The following is an 18,664-nucleotide window of genomic DNA, read 5'->3' as shown; positions in this document are numbered from 1 at the left end:
GTGGGAAGCGATGTTGCTTACCGGACTGTAACCAATCGTGGGAGCGTTCTCAAGGATTGTTTTCGGACAGCGCTTGCTCGCTCAGAAGTCGCGTCGCATCACGAGACGACGCTTGGTGGGGTGCGTGATCTCACGGAATCCGGCCGCGAGGAACGGCCCGACGGCGCCGACGCTCATCTCGTCCCAGATGACCTTCTTGCCCTGTGCGAGAAGCGGATAGCCCTCGACGGCCGCGGCTCCGCGAGCGCGTGCGTGCTCGGCGGCGGCCGCGACGAGCGGGTAGGTGAGGCCCTGGCCGCGATGGCCCTTGCGGACCACCAGGCACGGGATCGCCCAGACGGAGTCGTCGTCGGGGTCTTCGGTGCGTCCCTGCCAGGGGACGGGTGATCCGCGCACGCGTCCGTACACCCCGCGGCGGTCGACCGCCGCCCACGCGACGGGCTCGGCGTCGTCGTACCCGACGATGCCGATGGTCTCGGTGGCGCGCGGATCGCCGCAGTGCGTCTCGGCCTCGAGGATCGCGGCCCGCTCGCTCTCGGGCATGTACCACCAGTCGTGGTCGCCGAGTCGCTGTCGCTGGCATTGGCAGCGTCCGGCGGCGCCGGTGAGGATCGCCTGCAGGTCGTCCCACGACGCCTCGTTCGCGGGGACGAAGCGGAGTGCGCTCATGGCGGGAGCGTAGACCCGCCCTCCGACGTGCGCGACAGGAGCGGTCGGCTGCGGCTGCTCGGGCGTACGGTGTTGAGATGCATGAGCTCACCGAAGAGGCGCTGGTCGCGGCATCCGTCGACGTGGTCTGGGCGGAGTTCACGCTCGGCGACCTGCTCGTCAGCTGGTTCTGGCCGCCGCGGTTCGAGACGACCGCGCTCGTCGAGGTGCACGAGCTGGGGCCATGGCAGGTGCGCTCCGAGGTGGCCGGCATCGCAGTCGAGGCGACGGTGCTGGGCTTCGAGGCGCCGCACCGCCTGCGGCTGGCGTGGCGGTGGGCGGGGGAGGAGCACACCACCGACGTCGGGATCGAGCTGGAAGAGGCGGCGGATGCCACGACCCGTGTGATCGTGCGGCATTCCGGGTTCGCGACCGCCGACGAGCGGACGCAGCACGTGGACGGCTGGTCGAGCTGCCTGCAGCGGCTCGTCGACCGGCACGGCGGTCCGCCGGGCGAGCACCTCTGACGGGACGTCCGACCCGCTCGCTAGTCTTCAGCTCGTGATCATCGAGTTCGACGGCGAGGTGTGGCGCTGGGATGCCCGTGACGATGCGTCGTGGTTCTTCACGTCGGTGCCGCCCGAGCTGAGCGCGGACATCCGCGAGATTCCGCGGCCGTCTCGCGGTTTCGGGTCGGTGCGCGTGCGGGCGCGGGTGGGCGGCACGGAGTGGGCGACGTCGATCTTCCCGGACTCCGGGTCGGGGTCGTACGTGCTGCCGCTGAAGAAGGCCGTGCGCGATGCCGAGGGGCTCGCCGACGGGGGTCCGGTGACGGTGCGGCTCGAGGTGCTGGACGGCTGACGGGTCACCAGGGTGGGGGCTCGGGGTCGACGATGCGGGCGGTCGGTGTGACCCACCACGTGACGCCGGTGCTCTCGTCCCGATGGAGCTTCCACGCGCTCTTCGTCTTGAGCACGTGATGCCGTTCACAGAGCGGAGCGAGATTCGTGTCGGTCGTGGTGCCGCCGTACTGCCAGTCGAGGCGGTGGTCGATGTCGCAGTCGCGGGCGGGGCGGGTGCAGCCGGGGCCGATGCAGACCGGGTCGCGCACGCCGAGCCAGCGGCGAAGCGCTGTGGGAACGCGATAGGTGCGCCGATCGACGTCGAGCACCGTGCCGGTGATGGGGTGCGTGAGGATGCGCACCCAGCTGGCGGCCTCGCCGGCGAGGCGACGGGCGGTGTCGGCGTCGATCGGGCCGTAGCCGTCGAGCGTCGCCGGCTCGTCGTCGTGGCCGAGGAGCGTCATCACCGGGACGGTGACGGCGACCGCGGCGCGCGCGGGCGCGGGGCCGGTCTGCGGGGTCTCGCCGTGCGCCAGGAGGTCGAGGAGCACGTCAGCGCGGATCTGCGCGACGGTGCGCTCTTCGCCGGGCTGGTCGCGCAGGTGTCGGGCATGGGCGTCCGCCCGGCGCTGGGCGGCCTGCACCTCGGCGGCGGGGCCGAAGATGCTCAGTGTCGCCATGCCGTCGGGCTCGGCGGTGGTCCAGATCCGACGGTCTTCGGCGGCCCGACGGTGCCGATCGTCGATGGACTCAGGGTGCACTCGCTCACGGACGACGCGGGCGCGAAGACGGAACTTGCCGGGCGGCATCCGCCGTGCTCCCTCGATCACCTGCGCGTCGAACTGCGCCCACACCTCCGAGGCGGAACGGGGGAGCGAAGCGGCGTGCTGCGCCGCGGTGTTCGCGTTCTGCTCAGAGACGGCACCGGACGCGAACGCCGCCCACACGAGGGGGCATCGTTCACGGAGAGTGTCGACGTGGAAGGCGCGCGTGCGCACGATCGCCTCGGACAGCCCGAGCCGCACCGCCACGTCTGCCGCGGCCGAGCGCACCGCGATGTCGCGGCGCTCCGCGCGCACGGCACCGACCGAGCGGCCCTGCGGATCACGCCATGCGGGGTCGAGGGTCGGATCGGGGCCGGTCCACGGGTCTGGGCAGTCCGCGGCGTCCCGAAGCACGGACGCGATGCCCGCGTACTGCTCGGCGAGAAGGATGCGGCTGCGCACCGTCGCGTACTCGATGGCCTTGAGCCCGACCGAGTGCATCTCACCGCTCGCCTGCAGCGCGTCGAGGTCGACGTCGGGAACGAAGTCTTCGAACTCGGGCGCCTCCCATGGGCCGAGCTGGAACCAGGGGTCGTCATCGATCCAGGCCGGCAGCGGCGCCGCGGCATCCGATGAAATCTCCATAACTGAATCTTAGACGCCACCTCCGACATTCGCACCTATATTCGAGAAACGCCTGCCGTGCTCAGCTGTGCCGCCGACCGAATCACGCCGGTTCAGACGAAGCGCACCCAGTTGGCCCCGCCGCCGGTCTCGGCACGCTGCAGCAGCTCGAGCCGGTCCGCGTCCACCGCGTAGAGTGCCACGGACGTCGAGCGCTCGCCCGCCGCGACGAGATACGCGCCGTCCGGGCTGAGCGCGAAGCCACGGGGCTGCTCTTCGGTGACCGTGAACCCGGTGGGGGCAGACACCGACCCGTCGTCCGCGACGGATACCGCACCGAGCGTGCTCTCGGTGCGCTCCGAGGCCCACAGCCACCGGCCCTGCGCACCGAAGTGCAGGTCGGCGCCCCAGATGAGGTGCTCGGCCTTCGGGTCGGCACCGAACCGGCTGTGCTTCAGGCCCTTGGACGGATTGAAAGCGGATGCTGCGCCCACCAGCTCGAGCGTTCCGTTCGAGGTGTCGCGGGCGAAGTGCAGCACTTCGGCCGAGAACTCCGTCAGCACGTACACGGCATCCTGCGCGTCGTTTAGCACGAGGTGCCGCGGGCCGCTGCCCTTCGGCGCCGCGACGGTCTCGGGCGTCAACGCGACGAGGCGCAGGTCATCGTCGAGGGCGTACTGCGCGACGAGGTCGGCGCCGAGCGACACGAAGTACGCGAAACGGCTGTCGGCGCTGGGCAGCACCGAGTGCAGGTTCGGGAATTCCACCCGCGACACCGGCTCGCCGACCACCCCATCGGTGATCGTGGCGCTGATTCCATATCCTCCGCCGTACGATGCGCCGAGAAGCCCAGCGCCGTCGCGGGTGAGAGCGAGGTAGTTCATGCCGCCGTCGGGCAGGTCGCGACGCGACACCTCCGACAGGCGCCCTGAGCTGCGGTCCAGGCGCAAGGTCACGATCGCGGCGGGCTCACCCTTGACGCCGGCATAGACGAGGTCGCGGGCGGCGTCGACGGCGAAGGTGGAGCATCCGTTCAGTCCTTCGGTCACGGCGATCCGCTCGAGAGCGCCGTCCGTCAACTGGAACGTGCTGATGCTGCCGTCACCGGCGTTCGCCACGAGGATGAGATGCGATTGCGTCATGCGTCGATCGTAGGCGCGCGACACCCCGCCGATGGGGGTCGGCCCGGGCGGAGGCATCCGCTTCACTCGTCCGCAGGTTCGACGCTCAGATAGTGGGTGAAGACCGACCCTGGCCGCCATCTGGAGTCTGCCGAGAAGTCGCAGGCGGGCTGCGCCTCGAACACGGGCGTCGGCCAGCTCGCGATGACGTGCGGTTCGGCTTCTGCGTACATCTCTTCCAGGCGCGCGCGGATGTCGTCGGCCCACTCCTCGACCGTGTTCTGCACCAGGCCGATCAGACCGGCGAACTGCCTCGCGATCTGCCTCTGCAGGTGCTGGCTGATGACCGCATCGCCCACGCGGCGGATGCGACCGGCCTGATCGAGATACGCGATCGGCGCCGGACGCACCAGCTCGGACTGCGAGTGCGCCAGCTTCCCCTCGCCGTCTGGGTCGCCGCTCATCGAGCGCCTTCGGCGCGCGCGCGTGCTCCGATCATCGGGACCTCCCGTGTCCCTGGAGTGGATGAGGGATGTCTGCGGATGACCGTCGCGACCCGCTAAGTTGGCCTCGAGCGAGAATCATTCTGCTGGGGAGCATGATGTCCGATCGGTCTACTGGGGGACCGCCGCCGGGCTGGTACGCCGAGTCACCGGGTGCCGCCCGCCTGAGGTGGTGGGATGGTGCTGCCTGGACGCAGCACTATCGATTCACGACGACGGATGCCGCGGCTCCGCCGCCGTCCGATGGGCCGCTGTCTAGGGCACCCACTGCCGTCGAGCCCGCCGCGCGCGCGTCACGGGGGACGAGTCGTGCGCAGCGTCGTCACACGCGGCGGTCGCATGCCGAGCCGACGGAGCGGCGAAGCAACATTGCGGCGTTCTTCGCCGTGTCGACGTCGGATGCCGCGACGCCCGCCCCATCGGCGGTCGAGCAGGTCGCACCGGCGCAGACCGCTGCTGTGCACGCGTGGCCTCCTCCGGTGTCCACTCTCTCCGGTCCCATCCAGACCTCGCCCGAGCCGGCGGCGACGCGACGCGCCGCGGCCGCAGCGAACGCATCTTCGATGCCTGACGTTCCACCCGGCGCGCTCCCGGATCAGCCGACGGTGTCGACGTTCGAGTCGACACTGGGTGACACGTCGCCGCCGGCGCCGCGCGCGGAGCCAGCGAGCCCGAACCTTCCCGCCGGTGAACCGCGTCCCGGCCGCGAGGGAACCGAACGGGAGGCTTCAGCGAATTCAGCTGTGCTCCGCCGTACCCGCACCGGGTCGGGTGCCGCCGTCGACCCGTCTGCCGAGGGTGGGTCGAAGGAGCCTTCCTCCGCGCTGACCACTGACCCGGAGACCGACGAGCCGGAGGTACCCCCACCGGTCTCCGACGGCGAGCTGCTGGCCGAGCGGTTCCCCGACCAGATCGTGGTGCGACCGGCAACTGCTGCGGACGAGGATCGGATGCCGCGGCCCCTCGTCTACCACCCGGTGTCGAGCGCGTACGTCGGTGAACTGACGAGGTCGCTGCCGGAGAAGTCGGCGAGAAACGGGGCCGCCACGGCGTCGCTCATCGTCAGCGGACTGAGCCTGTTGGGCGGAATCGCCGTGGTCTGGTGGCTTTCTGCCTACGACCCCTTGCTCGCGGGCACCGCGAGCATGGTGAATCTCGGGTTGGCCGTCACGGCCTTCTTCTTGGCGATCGGGGGACTCGTGGTCGCGGTGCAGCGCCCGACGCAGAAGGCGGGATCGGTGGTCGCACTCGTCGTCTCGGCGCTTCTGACGGTGTGGCTCGCGACCGTCCTGATTCTGGTGACAGTCGCGATCGCCGCGTGACGACGAGCGTGCTCGCTCGTCTTAAGCCATTCTTCAGGAAACCTTGCCCACAGCTGCGTTGACACCGGATGCCTCGGCCCGCCATGCTCAGTCTCGGGGAGGGGATTCACGCACGTGTGTGTGTATCCCTACTACCCAGCTTCGACTAGCTGGGATTTCGTTATTGGGGAAATGGACTAACCGGTACTCAGTGTGCCGGTTCGTCGAAGTTGACCTTGACACTCGGAATGGGGAGTAACAGCGCTATGCGTGCAACCATCAAGAACTACATGGACGCTCTGAAGCAGCGTCGCGCGGAAGAGGGCGAAGAGGGCGGCTTCTCGCTCATCGAGCTCATCATCGTCGTCGTGATCCTCGGCATCCTCGTCGCCGTCGCGATCCCGATCTTCGCGAACATCCAGGCGCAGGCGCAGATCAACGCGAACGCGGCCGCGGCTGCCAACGGGGCCACTGCCGCTGCCGCGGCCGCAGCAGATTCGCCGGCATCGCCGACGGTGCAGGAGGCTGCTGCTTCCGCAGGGTCGAATGGGATCACGACCGCGCTCGTTGGTTCGGGCGTCACCGTGACCGACATCTGTGTCGCGGCGTACACGGGGGCCACTGCTCCCCCTGCGCCCGGTGCCACTGTTCCGGCGCCGACTACGACCGTTGCATACGCCGGACCCGGCTGCTAGCCAGGTCTGAGGTGCGAGGGCCGGGGGCCGCTAGCCCCCGGCCCTCGTGGCATCATTAGAGCGGGGCGGGCACGCGGGGAGGTGTGCGATGTGGGGACGGGGTAAGTCCGAGGATGGTTTGGGAATCATCGAGATCATCATCGGCATGTTCCTGCTCGCTGTCATCGCCATCGCGATACTCCCGGCACTGTGGCAGGGCATCCGATACTCGAGCGAGCAGTCTGCCACAGCGACCGCCGTGCGCGAGCTGAATTCCCTTATCGAGAGCGTTCGGGACAACCCGACTTGCGCGAGCATCGTTGCAGCCACGGGCACGCAGAGCTTCACAGACGGTGCTGGGCGGACGCTGCAGAGTGCAGGGACGTTCACCCCGTGCCCCGCGGTTTCGAAAATGGTCACGGTGACTCTCTCCGCGACAGATGCTTCGAGCCAGACTCTCGCGACGGTCTCCGCGATTGTGTATGTGCCATGACCCGTTACGCGGGCGATGAAGGGGACGAGGCTGGTCTGTCGCTTATCGAACTCATCATCTACATGCTGCTCGCATCGGTGCTGTTGGTGGCGATGGCCACCATCCTGGTGAACTCATGGAGCACGCAAAGGGACGTGCAGACAACGAATGAGGCGACAAACCGCGGACAACTCATTGGCCAGAGCATCGAGCGCGCAATGCGCAATGCCCAGGCGTTCGACGTGTCGACCGACGGAACGATGCTTCGGGTGGATACGCGGCTCGATGGGTCACGGCGCTGCCAGGGTTTCTGGATGAACGGCGGAGCGGCGTACATGACCACCTCGGCAACCGCGCTGCCATTCGCTATCACGCCGGACTGGCCGGACCCGTGGCAGTCAGGAATCGTGCAAAACGGCTCCACGCGGTTCTTCGAGCAGGACGGGCTCAGCGTGACATTCACGTTCGACATCACCACCGAGTCCTCGCCGGTGCGCTTTCAGGGTGAAGCTTCCATGCGCACGCCGGCAACAGGAGGGTCCACACCATGCTGGCCTTGAATCGACGTCCGCGCGCACCTCTTCAACATGAGGAGGACGGCGCGGTGCTCGTGACCGTCGTCGTTGTCATGTTCGTTGGGTTCTTGATCGTGGGCATGATCGCCGCCAGCGTCGTGTTCACGCTTCAGGCCAACGTGACGAACAAAGGAACGACCCAGGCCTTCATTGCGGCCGAGTCAGGGCGGGATGTCGCTGTGGCGGCGCTCTCGGATGGCTGCGCGACGACCGACATGTCGGGGTCTGGGACCGGCCCGACCTTCACCTATGCGGTGCGTACGGTCGCGAAGACCGGCCCCAACCCGCCTACCAACTTCGATGATCTGAGTTCATCCGCGTGCCCCGCGTCGGACGCGTGGGTCGTCGTCCGCTCGACAGGCTCCGGTCCGGACGGCTCTACTTCGACCGTCGACTCCGTCTATGAGTGGGAGCGAACGTATTCCGACGTGCCGGGGGGTGTGGTCACATACTTTGCGGGAAGCATCACTCAAGGCGTCGCGCATTACACCGGCGACCTCGTGCTTCGCGACGGGAACTGGTCGTGCAACATCAACGGTCTGCTGGACGGCGACCTGTACGTGCTCACCGGAACGGTCAGCATCTCCACCGGTTGCAGGATCAACGGCGATATCTACGCCAATGGCAACGTCACGAGCAACGGCAACGACTGGCGCGTTGATGCCCGCCCCTCGAGTGAGAGCACAGGGAGTATCACGACCAACGGACTTGTGAGTCTTCCCTCGACGGGCAGCAACTCGGTGGCGGGCAACATCCACGCCAAGGGTGACGTAACGCTGAGCGGTGGCGGAACCGGCGTCGTCGGCGGCACGGTGACGTCGCGAAATAACGTAGATGTGAATACGAGCTGGACGACCGGTGCGCAGACGGCGGCTTCACCTGACGACCCTGTCTTCGTCCCGACGCTCGCTTGGTTGATGGCCGCCACGCAATGGATCGACTTGCCGGCCTCGGCGAGTTGGGGCACGCGCGAACCGAACGTCTGCACCAAGACCGCGGCGCAGCTGGTTTCCCTGATCTCCGCGAGTGGCGGTCCGCTTGTGCTGGATTTGACTCCGTGCTCAAACGGTGCGGCACCGTTCACCGGCCAGACCCTGGACCTCGCGTTGAACAATGTGACGGTCAATCGCGATGTGGTGATCCTGAGCCCGGCGGGCAAGCGACTCAAGGTGGACATTTCCGGGACTACTCAAGACGGCGGGGCGACACGACAAATCTTCTTCGTTCACGTTGACAACACGGCGGACAACCTCCCGACCTGCGGAAATGGCAGCACGCAAGATCAATTCGATGTCGCCGGCCTGGTGGACCCGGACGTGCGGCTCATGGTCTATGCGCCCTGCGGCCTCGGCGGAACCGTCAATGCGAGCTTCTCCGGTCAGCTGTACGCCGACGACACCACCCACTTCGTTCAGAGCTCCGTGTACACCTGCAAGCCGATGACATGGCCGGTGGTGTTGCCGAAACTGGGGTGCACTATCAAGGGTGAGGACGGTGTGCTCGACGACAGCACGATCGTTCAGAAGCTCGGCGAACTCGTCTATCAGACTGAGCGTTGATAGATGACGCAACTCGTCATTTTCTTCGTCATTGTTGCGGCGGTGTTGGGACTTCTGATCGGTTCGTTCTTGAACGTTGTCGCATATCGTTTGCCTGCGAAGGTCTCGTTGATGCGGGAGAGTCGCTGCCCGCACTGCGACGTCGCGATCAAGCCGTGGCACAACGTCCCGGTGCTCGGCTGGATCGCGTTGGGCGGTCGTTGCGCGCACTGCAAGGCGTCCATTTCGCCGCGCTATCCGATCGTTGAAGCATTCACTGGACTCGCCTTCGCCATCGTGACGTGGTGGGGACTCGCCATCTACGATGGTCTGCTGAACGCGACGCTGCCCGAGTATCTCGCGCTCCCGACTGTCGACGGCATTGCGGTGCCCGCGGATGTGTGGGGACTTTGTCTCGTCGTCGTGGCCTTCCTCTATTTCGCAGCGGTCAGCATCGTGCTCACCCTGATCGATCTCGACACGCGCCGTCTGCCGAACGCGATTGTCCTCCCGAGCTACCTGGTCGCGGGTGCTCTGCTCACCCTCGCGGCCTGGCTGACCGCGGAGTGGGGCGCCCTTCTGCGAGCGGGCATCGGCATGACTGCGCTGTATCTCTTCTATGCCGGTCTCCGCCTTGTGCGACCGACTGGCATGGGGGGAGGTGACGTCAAGCTCGCGGGTGTGATCGGGATCTACCTGGGATGGCTTGGGTGGGGTGCGATCGTGGTAGGGGCGTTCGCCGCATTTCTGTACGGGGGCGTATTCGGGATCGTGTTGATGCTCCTTCGACGCGCCGGACGAAAGACCGCGATACCGTTCGGTCCATGGATGATCCTTGGCGCGTGGACCGGTGTGTTCGCAGGCGAAGCGCTCGGCCGCTGGTATGTGAATCTGTTCACCGGGGCGTGATCGCCGCGGTCCGGGGGAAGGGAAGAAGATGAGCAAGACGATCGTCGCGCTGGAGGTGACGGAGGAAAGCGTGCGCGCCGCCGAACTCTCACTCGGCCGAAAACCGCATCTCATCGCATATGGCGAGGTGCCGTTGCCGCCGGAAGCCGCGCGAGATTCGGAAGTGCTCGACGCCGGGACTGTCGCCGTCGCGCTACGGCAGCTCTGGACTGGCGCGCGGTTCAAGAGCAAGAACGCTGTGCTCGGCGTCGCCAGCCGGCGAATTCTCGTCCGCGAGTACACGACGCAGGCCATGCGTCCGGATCTCCTGCGTGAAGCGCTGCCCTATCAGGTGCAGGACCTGCTTCCCGTGCCTTCAAGCCAGGCGGTACTCGACTTCTTCCCGCTGTCCCAGGAGAACGACCAGGTATCCGGGCTCCTCGTCGCGGCCGTGTCGGAGAACATCGAGCAGATCGTCACCACGCTGTCGAAAGTCAAGGTGCGCGTGCAAGCGGTGGATCTCACGGCGTTCGGGCTGTCTCGAGCCACGGCACCCCTGGCTGGAACCGAAGAGGTCGCCGCGACGGTACATATCGGCGATCACACGACGCAGCTCGTAGTCTCGCGTGGCGGCGTGCCGCTCTTCGTACGCATACTTCCGATCGACGTCGCAACCTCGGCCGTGCAACGACGCAGTGTCGAGGCGATGGCGGAGCCCGCTCTCGAGCTCGTCGGGGGAAACGGCGGCTCTGGGCGCACGCGGGGCGGAATACGAGCGGCTCAGTCTCCGGGCGTACAGGATCTGGCGGCGCGTCTTCGAAGCACGCTCGCCTTCTTCAGTAGCCGCTCGAATGGGTTGGCAGTATCTCGCGTCTTCGTGGCCGGAGCCGGCGCGGCAGCGGAGGGAGTGATGGAAGCGCTCGACGCGGCGATCGACGCCGAGCTTCGGGTCATCTCCGTGGGAGATGTGATTCAGATGACCACTCCGCCGCCCAACGGCGACGTGGCTCTCAATCTCGTGTCCACGGTCGGTATCGCACTTGGGGAGGTGCGACGGTGACCGCGATTTCGTCGCCACTCGCCGGTATGCCGCGGGTCAACCTCATGCCGCGGTCGGAGCTGATTCGCCGTGAGCGCGACAAAACCGTGCGGCTGTGGGTATGGATCGTGCTCGCGGCCGCTCTCGTCGCGGGCTTGATCATCGTCGGTGCGTTCGCGTTCAAGCTGTTCGCCGATCAGCGGCTCGCGGCTGAGCAGGCGCGCACGAATACGCTTCTCACCGAGATCGCGTCGCTGTCAGAGGTCAGTGAGGCCCTTGCAACGGAATCAGAGTTGACGGCCTTTCGCGGGGAGGCGATGGCCACCGACTTCGAGTGGGCGCCCGTCGTTGCCAAGATCACGGCAGTTCTTCCCGGCGACGCTGCGCTGACCGGGTTCGACGTCAGCGCCGGAGGCGTTCCACAGGGCGAAGATCCGACCGTGGAGCCGGGCTTGGTCGGAACGGTGAGAGTCGACAGTCCCACACCGTTGGACATCGTGGCCATCATTCGATCTCTGCGCGGCGTGGAGGGCGTGCTCTTTGCCGACGGGCGTTCCGTAACCTCCAGTGAGGTATCCGAGGCTCGGTTCGCATACGTCCTGGACGTCGTGTTCGACCAGTCGATCTATTCCGGGCAGTACGCCACCGATGAGGGAGTGAACTGATGCCGAAGCAACTGGTGACTGCGGTAGGTCTGGTCATTGCTATCGGCATCGTCGCTCTCGGCGTGTTCCTCGTCGCGTTGCCGCTCTACTTTCAGGCGGTCAGCGTCGACGCGCAGACCGCGACCGTCGCGGCATCGAACGCCGTGTACGAGACGCAGGTCGACAGTCTCCGCGGCGAGCAGGAGAACCTCGACACGATCAATCAGAATGTCGACGGTCTTCGGTCGCAGATTCCTGCTACCGGCCAGTTCGATGACGTGTTCGAGGTCATCGGGCGGGCGGCCGAGGCGTCGGGGGTGTCCCTCACCGCCGCGACTGCGGGCGAGCAGGTCTCGTTCGTTGCCCGCACGGGCGCGGATGCCGACGAGTCCGCGGCTGCGGCGCCGACGCCACAGCCGACGCCGACGCCAGCGCCGGCGGCCCCGGAGGGGGCGGGCGCACCACCCACCGTCCCGTCGTCGACGCCGGCGGCCGTGCCTGAGAATGATCTCGCGTCGGGCCGTCAACAGGTCGACTTCATCATCACCGCGTCCGGCGCGGATATGGCACAGGTCACGGGTTTCCTCGATGCGCTGCGGACGGGCCCTCGGCTCCTCAGCATCGTGACGGCTGTCTCGAATCAGACCGGCGAGGGGACGATCGACGTCCAGATCACGGCTCTCGCTTACCTCGACACGGAAGGCTCGGCGGAATGACTGACCTCGACTTCGAGTCGCTGCTCGCGCAGGGTGCCCGATTGCGGGCATCCGACGTTCACATCACCGCCGATGCTCCCGTGCTCTTGCGCATCGACGGGGATCTGACTCCGGTTCCCGGGTACCCGGGACCAGTTTCCGAGGACTGGGTGGAGAAGACGGCCTTCCATCTCATGACGGAGAGCCAGCGCCGTGATTTCCTCGAGCACGGCGAGGTCGACCTCGCACACGCCACACCGGGCATCGGCCGGTTCCGCACGAACGTGTACCGCCAACTCGGCTCGATCGCGATCGCACTGCGATACATCCCCGACCGGGTCTATTCGCTGGACGAGCTCGGCGCTCCGCCGATCGCGCGCGACCTCGCGCTTCGCCCTCGTGGTCTTGTGCTGCTGACGGGTCCCACGGGTTCGGGGAAGTCGACAACGCTCACCGCGATGGTCGACATCATCAACCAGCTGATTCCGGCGCATATCATCACGATCGAGGACCCGATCGAGTTCCACCACGAGTCGAAGCGTTCGCTCGTGCACCAGCGCGAGGTCGGCCGCGACACGAACTCGTTTGCGGAGGCCCTCCGTCGTGTGCTGCGCCAGGACCCTGACGTCATCCTCATCGGGGAGCTTCGCGATCCCGAGTCGATCTCCACTGCCCTGTCGGCCGCGGAGACCGGACACCTCGTCCTCTCGACGCTGCACACGCAGGGCGCTGCGAAGAGCATCAACCGCATCATCGATGTCTTTCCCGCAGATGCGCAGCACCAGATCCGGACACAGCTCGGTGACACGCTTCAGGGGATCATCAGCCAGACGCTTCTGCCGCTCGCGCAAACCAACGGTCGGACGATCGCAACGGAGGTGCTGGTCAACACCCCGGCGGTTGCGAACATGATCCGTGAGGGCCAGGTCGCACAGCTGTACTCTGCTATGCAGGCGGGTTCGGCCGTGGGCATGCACACGCTCGACCAGGACCTTCGGCGGCTCGTAGCCGACGGCACGATTGCACGTAATGTCGCCGCAGACTTTGCCGTCGACCCGAAGAGCCTCGACGGCATCGTCGTGCGGGCTCGCGACCTCGATGCCGAGGACTGGATGCACCACGCCGGCGAGTGGCGCCAGGGCGAGCTCGACGCAGTTCCTGCCAACGCGGCATCGGGGACGGGCGTGGGGATGGGCTCCCGATTCGGCACGCCGACCGTGGGCGGACGCGTCGATCCGACGGCGCGTGACGTGACCTGGGCGCTTCCGGACGGAGAGGACTGACATGGCTGTCGTGCAGGAGTTCCTCTATCGTGCGGTCGACCCGCGAGCCGGATCGGTGGTCAAGGGTACGGTCGAGGCCGCGAGCGAGGCGGCGGTAACCGGCAAGCTCAAGGCACAGGGCCTCACGCCGCTTGAGGTCACACCCAAGTCGAAGACCGGACTGCATCGCGACATCAAGCTACCCGGCGGCACCAAGACCGTGTCTGCGCGGACGCTGGCAGTGTTCGCCCGTCAGATGGCGGGTCTCATCAACGCCGGTCTTCCGCTGATGCGAACCCTTTCGATCCTCATCGAGCAGAGCGATGACAAGAGGCTCCAGCCGGCGCTCGTGCAGGTCCAAGCGGACGTCGAGTCGGGTTCCTCGTTCTCTGCCGCGCTGGCGCGGCACCCGCAGACCTTCCCCCCTCTGATGCTCAGCATCATCAAGGTCGGCGAAGCCGGCGGTTTCCTCGGCGGCGCGCTGAACTCCATCGCCGACAACTACCGACGAGAGGCGGAGCTGCAGAACAAGATTCGAGCAGCTGTCACATATCCGGCGATCGTGCTCTTCATCGCGATCGTGGGCGTCCTCGCGATGGTGACGTTCGTCGTCCCCGTGTTCGAGGGCATGTTCGCGAGCATCGGTTCATCGCTTCCGCTGCCCACTCAGATTCTCGTCACCATCTCGAAGAACATGTGGTGGATCCTGCCGGCGATCGCGCTCACCGTCGTCGTAGCGATCGCCTGGTGGCGCGCGAACCGGCATACGGAGCAATACCGGCGCGTCGTCGACCCTCTCAAGCTGAAGGTGCCGATCTTCGGCAAGCTGACCACCAAGATCGCCGTCGCGAGGTTCTCACGGAATCTGTCCATGATGCTTCAAGCAGGCGTCCCCATCATCCAGGCGCTCGCGATCGTCGGGCAAGCCTCCAATAACTGGAAGATCGAGCAGGCGGTGCGTGACGTCCAGGAGTCGATTCGTCAGGGTCGTTCCTTCGCTGTGCCCTTGGCGAAGGCAGGAGTCTTCCCATCGATGGTGCCGCAGATGGTGTCTGTCGGTGAGGAGTCCGGCACGCTCGTCGACATGCTCGGGAGCATCGCCGACTTCTATGAAGACGAGGTCAAGACGGCGACGGAACAGCTGTCCTCGACGATCGAGCCGGTGCTCATCGTGGGCCTCGGCGTCGTGATCGGCGGAATGGTCATATCCCTCTATCTGCCGATGTTCACGCTGTACGGAGAACTCGCCAACCAGTAAGCGTCCGTTACACGGTGACCCGGAGCACCTCTTCGATCGTCGTCAGCCCCTGCGCGACCTTCGACCAGCCGTCTTCACGGAGCGAGACCATGCCCTGCTCCAGCGCGACCTGACGGATCTCCGAACCGGTCGACCGCGTCGTGACCAGCGACTCGATCTCGTCGCTCAACGTCATGATCTCGTGGAGCGCGACGCGGCCGCGGTAGCCGGTGTTGCTGCAGGCGGGGCATCCGACCGCCTTGTACAGCTCGGGAAGATCGTGCGGGTCATGCGGGAAGCCGAGTGAGGTCAGCACCTCGGTCGTCTCGACGAGCGGCTCGCGGCAGCGCATGCACAACCGACGTGCGAGGCGCTGCGCGATCACGGCCGAGAGCGCCGTTGCGACGAGGAACGGCTCGCAGCCGATCTCGGTGAGACGTGTGAGTGCCGACGGTGCGTCGTTGGTGTGCAGCGTCGACAGCACGAGGTGACCGGTGAGGGCGGCCTCGATCGAGATGTTCGCGGTCTCGAAGTCGCGGATCTCACCGACGAGCACGACGTCGGGGTCGGACCGGAGGATCGACCGCAGCGCCGACGCGAACGTCAGGCCCGCACGGTTGTTCACCTGCACCTGGTTGATGCCGGCGATGCGGTACTCGACCGGGTCTTCGACGGTGATGACGTTGATCTTCGGGTTCGCGATCGAACGGAGCGCCGTGTACAGCGTTGTCGACTTGCCCGAACCGGTCGGGCCGGTGGCGAGGATCATGCCGTGCGGCTTGGTGATCGACTCACGGAAGCGCCGGTCGTTGACGCCCGAGAACAGCAGGTCGCGCATCGCCATCGTCTGACCGGTGTTGTCGAGGATTCGCATGACGATCTTCTCGCCCCACACGGTGGGCAGCGTGGCCACGCGGAGGTCGACGGTGCGGTTCTCGTGCGTGACCGAGAGGCGGCCGTCCTGCGGCTTGCGCTTCTCGGCGATGTCGATCGACGACATGATCTTCAGGCGCGAGATGATGCCGTCCTGAATCGCCCGGTCGGCCTTCTGCATCTCGTGCAGCACGCCGTCGATGCGGAAGCGCACCGTCAGCTGCTTCTCGCCCGGCTCGACGTGGATGTCGCTCGCACGGTCGTTGATCGCCTGCGCGATCAGAAGGTTCACGAACCGCACGATGGGCGCGGCGTCGTCCTGCTCCTCGAGGCTCTCGGTGAACGCGGCCTGGTTGGCCTCGCTCGACTCCTCGATCGACATCGACAGCTCGCTGAGCTCTTCGTCGGAGCGCAGGAACCGCTCGAACATGTTCGTCAGCGCGTCTTCGGCGACGACCACCGGCTCGACGAACAGATCGGTGATGCTCGCCACATCGTCGAGCGCGACGATATCCGTGGGGTCGAGCACGCCGACGGTCAGGCGGTCACCCTTGCGATCCACCGGGATCAGGCTGTACTTGCGACACAGGTTCCCGGGAACCAGCGCCACGACGCTCGGGTCGAGCGGCGTGTTCGCCAGATCGACATACCGGTGGCCGGTGTGCAGAGCGATCGCCTCGGCCACCTGCCCCTCGGTCACCAGATGCGAGCTCACCAGCAGGCGCTGCAGCTCGGGCCCTTCGCCCGTCTGCGCCAGCGCCGCTGACATGTCTGCCGCCCGTACCGCCCCAGTCAGTACGAGTGTTTGCGCCAATCCCCTCACAGCGTCCCCCATTGAATCCCCAGATGGTACGACGACGGGCGGAACTGCGGGAGGGGTTGACAGACGACCGCGAGCTTCGCGACGTGAGCGAAACGGTGCAGCCATGCCTGTCATTATGCCCAAGACCCCCCAGCAGCGATCTCCCCAATCGCCAAGAGACTCCCCAGTCCCTAGACGACATAATACGCATGCCGTCAAGACCGGCGCGCTGAGAAAACGCACTGACTAGTGTGGCGCCATGGCGACGTCGACTGGTTCAGTGACCGAAGACACGAACCCGCCGGGCGCGCCGGCCGGGGGAGCGGTCCCCGCCAGCGGGTTCATCCCGAAGGCGACCGCGTGGGCGCTCTCGCTCAAGCCGGTGCGGGTGTGGCTGCACTACGCCGAGCGCCGCGGACCGATGCTCTCCGACAGCGTCACCTACCGCGCCTTGTTCTCGGTCTTCGCCGGCGTGCTGCTGGGCTTCTCGTTCGCCGCCCTCTGGCTGAGCGACAACCCGGAGGCGTGGCGATCGCTGGTGTCGGCGGTGGATGCGGCGATCCCCGGCCTCGTCGGCGAGGACGGCCTCGTCGACGTCTCCGACATCGAGGCGCCTGCGGGCCTCACCGTCACCGGCATCATCGCCCTGATCGGTCTGCTCGCAGCGGCCATCGGCGCGATCGGCTCGCTCCGCGTCGCCCTCCGCACCCTCGCCGACAAGGTGCACGACGACGTCTTCTTCGTCTGGGTGCTGCTGCGCAACCTGCTCCTCGCGATCGCGATCGGCGGCGGCTTCGTGCTGTCGGCCGGCGCCACCTTCATCGGCACATCCTTCGTGGGCGGCGTGCTCGACTGGCTCGGCCTCAGCCAGAGCTGGTTCGCGGAACTCGCCACCCGCACCGTGTCGATCCTCGTGGTCTTCGTGCTCGACATGGCGCTCGTAGCCGTCGCGTTCCGCACGCTCAGCGGCGTGCGCCCTCGCGCCAGGTCGCTGTGGACGGGCGCCTTCCTGGGCGCCGTCGGCCTCATCGTGCTGCAGCAGCTGTCGAGCCTCTTCGTGCGGGGCGCCGGAGCCAACCCGCTGCTCGCCTCCTTCGCCGCCCTCATCGCCCTGCTCATCTGGCTGAACCTCTCGGCCCAGGTGATCCTCCTCGCCGGCACCTGGATCATCGTCGGGGAGCGCGAACGCGTCGACCGGGTGCGCGAGCGGTTCGGGTCGCCGACCTTCGCGCTCCGCCGCGTCCGCCAGGCCGAGGACGCCGTGCGCGTCACCACCGAGGAGCTCGCGCACGCCCGCGCCGACGCCGATCGCGAACGCGAGGAGGCGCGCAAGAAGCAGGTCGAACAGGACGCGAAGAAGCAGGCCGAACAGGACGCAGGAGAGAAGTCATGAGCACCGAGGTTCCCGTCTACACGGCCGAGCAGGTGCGCGCCGCCGAACGACCCCTGCTCGATGAGGGCGTGCCGCTCATGCAGCGCGCGGCCGGTGCCCTGTCGCAGATCATCCGCGCCGAACTCGGCAGCATGAAGTCCGGAGGGGCCGCCCCTGCCTGGCGGGCGCTGGAGCCGACCGTGCCCGGAGCGCCGCAGGAGCATCGCCCGCGCATCCTGGTTCTCGCCGGCGGCGGCGACAACGGCGGCGACGCGCTCTACGCCGCCGCCGGACTCACCGACGTCGCCGACGTCGACTTCGTGCTCGTCGGCGACCGCTTCCATGAAGCCGCCTTCACCGCCGCCATCGGATCCGGCGCCCGCCGCATCGAGCTCGACGAGGCCGAGCACGCCGGCGACGCGTACGCCGTGCTCGTCGACGGCGTCGTCGGCATCGGCGCCTCCCGCGACTCACGTCTGCGCGGCGCCGCCCGCGACGCGGTCACCACCCTTCTCGGATGGGGGGAGCTCGAGCGGATGCCGCGCGTCGTCGCCGTCGACATCCCCAGCGGTCTCCATCCCGACACCGGCGCGGCCGACGACGCCGTGCTGCCGGCATCCGTCACCGTCACGTTCGGCGCGGTCAAGGCCGGGCTCGTCACCGGCCGCGGACCGGACCTCGCCGGCGACATCGTGCTCGTCGACATCGGACTCTCGGACGCCCTGGCTTCGGTGGAACCGGTGGGGGAGGCATCCGTCTCCCGCGTCGTCACAGCCCAGCGCTGACGCCC

At 67.1% G+C, this 18,664-nt stretch carries 20 protein-coding genes and 1 pseudogene; 16 read left to right on the top strand and 5 right to left on the bottom strand.

The window, feature by feature from the left end; genetic code table 11:
* Positions 1-81: 81 nt before the first annotated feature.
* Positions 82-669, bottom strand: coding sequence for a GNAT family N-acetyltransferase (locus ACZBH1_RS17290; RefSeq protein ID WP_336397735.1), 588 nt, complete (start codon positions 667-669; stop codon positions 82-84).
* A gap of 77 nt (positions 670-746) precedes the next feature.
* Here ACZBH1_RS17290 and ACZBH1_RS17285 point away from each other — a divergent pair, with 77 nt between their 5' ends.
* Entirely contained in the window at positions 747-1,175 is a 429-nt protein-coding gene (locus ACZBH1_RS17285) for an SRPBCC family protein (protein ID WP_452324235.1), read from the top strand.
* 34 nt (positions 1,176-1,209) lie between these two features.
* Entirely contained in the window at positions 1,210-1,509 is a 300-nt protein-coding gene (locus ACZBH1_RS17280) for a DUF1905 domain-containing protein (protein ID WP_336397737.1), read from the top strand.
* A gap of 4 nt (positions 1,510-1,513) precedes the next feature.
* On the opposite strand, the gene ACZBH1_RS17275 is transcribed toward ACZBH1_RS17280, so the two are convergent.
* The 3 genes from ACZBH1_RS17275 to ACZBH1_RS17265 all read right to left on the bottom strand — a co-directional run bounded on the left by ACZBH1_RS17275 (position 1,514) and on the right by ACZBH1_RS17265 (position 4,463).
* The gene (locus ACZBH1_RS17275; protein ID WP_463647032.1) at positions 1,514-2,899 is read right to left on the bottom strand and encodes an HNH endonuclease signature motif containing protein; all 1,386 of its coding nucleotides are present in this window, start codon (positions 2,897-2,899) and stop codon (positions 1,514-1,516) included.
* Positions 2,900-2,991: 92 nt separating this feature from the next.
* Entirely contained in the window at positions 2,992-4,020 is a 1,029-nt protein-coding gene (locus tag ACZBH1_RS17270; protein WP_463647031.1) for a lactonase family protein, read from the bottom strand.
* A gap of 62 nt (positions 4,021-4,082) precedes the next feature.
* Positions 4,083-4,463, bottom strand: a complete 381-nt coding sequence (locus ACZBH1_RS17265) for a hypothetical protein (protein ID WP_463647030.1) — start codon at positions 4,461-4,463, stop codon at positions 4,083-4,085.
* Positions 4,464-4,531: 68 nt separating this feature from the next.
* Here ACZBH1_RS17265 and ACZBH1_RS17260 point away from each other — a divergent pair.
* From ACZBH1_RS17260 to ACZBH1_RS17205, 12 genes and pseudogenes are all read left to right on the top strand, one after another.
* Positions 4,532-4,720: pseudogene (locus tag ACZBH1_RS17260) on the top strand (DUF2510 domain-containing protein); the annotation flags it as partial.
* A 525-nt stretch (positions 4,721-5,245) separates the two neighbouring features.
* Positions 5,246-5,824 (top strand): hypothetical protein, encoded by a 579-nt coding sequence (locus ACZBH1_RS17255; protein WP_463647073.1) that lies wholly within the window; start codon positions 5,246-5,248, stop codon positions 5,822-5,824.
* Positions 5,825-6,069: 245 nt separating this feature from the next.
* Positions 6,070-6,498 (top strand): type IV pilin protein, encoded by a 429-nt coding sequence (locus ACZBH1_RS17250; protein ID WP_463647029.1) that lies wholly within the window; start codon positions 6,070-6,072, stop codon positions 6,496-6,498.
* Positions 6,499-6,616: 118 nt separating this feature from the next.
* Positions 6,617-6,970 (top strand): hypothetical protein, encoded by a 354-nt coding sequence (locus ACZBH1_RS17245; RefSeq protein WP_463647028.1) that lies wholly within the window; start codon positions 6,617-6,619, stop codon positions 6,968-6,970.
* Positions 6,967-7,509 (top strand): PilW family protein, encoded by a 543-nt coding sequence (locus ACZBH1_RS17240; protein ID WP_463647027.1) that lies wholly within the window; start codon positions 6,967-6,969, stop codon positions 7,507-7,509. The genes ACZBH1_RS17245 and ACZBH1_RS17240 overlap by 4 nt, the downstream gene beginning before the upstream one ends.
* Positions 7,497-9,083, top strand: a complete 1,587-nt coding sequence (locus tag ACZBH1_RS17235; RefSeq protein WP_463647026.1) for a hypothetical protein — start codon at positions 7,497-7,499, stop codon at positions 9,081-9,083. Before ACZBH1_RS17240 ends, ACZBH1_RS17235 begins: the two co-directional genes overlap by 13 nt.
* A 3-nt stretch (positions 9,084-9,086) precedes the next feature.
* A complete protein-coding gene (locus tag ACZBH1_RS17230) occupies positions 9,087-9,971 on the top strand; it encodes a prepilin peptidase (protein ID WP_463647025.1) in 885 nt (294 codons plus the stop codon).
* Between the two features lie 28 nt (positions 9,972-9,999).
* Complete coding sequence (gene pilM / locus ACZBH1_RS17225; protein WP_463647024.1) at positions 10,000-11,010, top strand: pilus assembly protein PilM; 1,011 nt, start codon at positions 10,000-10,002, stop codon at positions 11,008-11,010.
* On the top strand, positions 11,007-11,654 hold the full coding sequence (locus tag ACZBH1_RS17220) for a PilN domain-containing protein (RefSeq protein ID WP_463647023.1): 648 nt from the start codon (positions 11,007-11,009) through the stop codon (positions 11,652-11,654). The genes pilM and ACZBH1_RS17220 overlap by 4 nt, the downstream gene beginning before the upstream one ends.
* Positions 11,654-12,349: a hypothetical protein gene (locus tag ACZBH1_RS17215; RefSeq protein WP_463647022.1), complete on the top strand. Its 696-nt coding sequence runs from the start codon at positions 11,654-11,656 to the stop codon at positions 12,347-12,349. Before ACZBH1_RS17220 ends, ACZBH1_RS17215 begins: the two co-directional genes overlap by 1 nt.
* Positions 12,346-13,611: a type IV pilus twitching motility protein PilT gene (locus ACZBH1_RS17210; RefSeq protein ID WP_463647021.1), complete on the top strand. Its 1,266-nt coding sequence runs from the start codon at positions 12,346-12,348 to the stop codon at positions 13,609-13,611. Before ACZBH1_RS17215 ends, ACZBH1_RS17210 begins: the two co-directional genes overlap by 4 nt.
* 1 nt (position 13,612) lies before the next feature.
* Complete coding sequence (locus tag ACZBH1_RS17205) at positions 13,613-14,848, top strand: type II secretion system F family protein (protein ID WP_463647020.1); 1,236 nt, start codon at positions 13,613-13,615, stop codon at positions 14,846-14,848.
* A gap of 7 nt (positions 14,849-14,855) precedes the next feature.
* Here ACZBH1_RS17205 and ACZBH1_RS17200 read toward each other — a convergent pair whose 3' ends face one another.
* Complete coding sequence (locus tag ACZBH1_RS17200) at positions 14,856-16,523, bottom strand: GspE/PulE family protein (protein ID WP_463647019.1); 1,668 nt, start codon at positions 16,521-16,523, stop codon at positions 14,856-14,858.
* Positions 16,524-16,782: 259 nt separating this feature from the next.
* On the opposite strand from ACZBH1_RS17200, the gene ACZBH1_RS17195 reads away from it, so the two are divergent.
* Both ACZBH1_RS17195 and ACZBH1_RS17190 read left to right on the top strand, forming a co-directional pair.
* A complete protein-coding gene (locus tag ACZBH1_RS17195; protein WP_463647018.1) occupies positions 16,783-17,895 on the top strand; it encodes a YihY/virulence factor BrkB family protein in 1,113 nt (370 codons plus the stop codon).
* Positions 17,892-18,659 carry an NAD(P)H-hydrate epimerase gene (locus tag ACZBH1_RS17190; RefSeq protein WP_463647017.1) on the top strand — a complete coding sequence of 256 codons (768 nt, stop codon included), beginning with the start codon at positions 17,892-17,894 and terminating at the stop codon, positions 18,657-18,659. Before ACZBH1_RS17195 ends, ACZBH1_RS17190 begins: the two co-directional genes overlap by 4 nt.
* The last annotated feature ends 5 nt before the right edge of the window (positions 18,660-18,664 follow it).

The sequence above is a fragment of the Microbacterium sp. ZXT2-5 genome, assembly GCF_055329545.1.
This window is presented reverse-complemented; position numbering and strand designations above follow the sequence as displayed.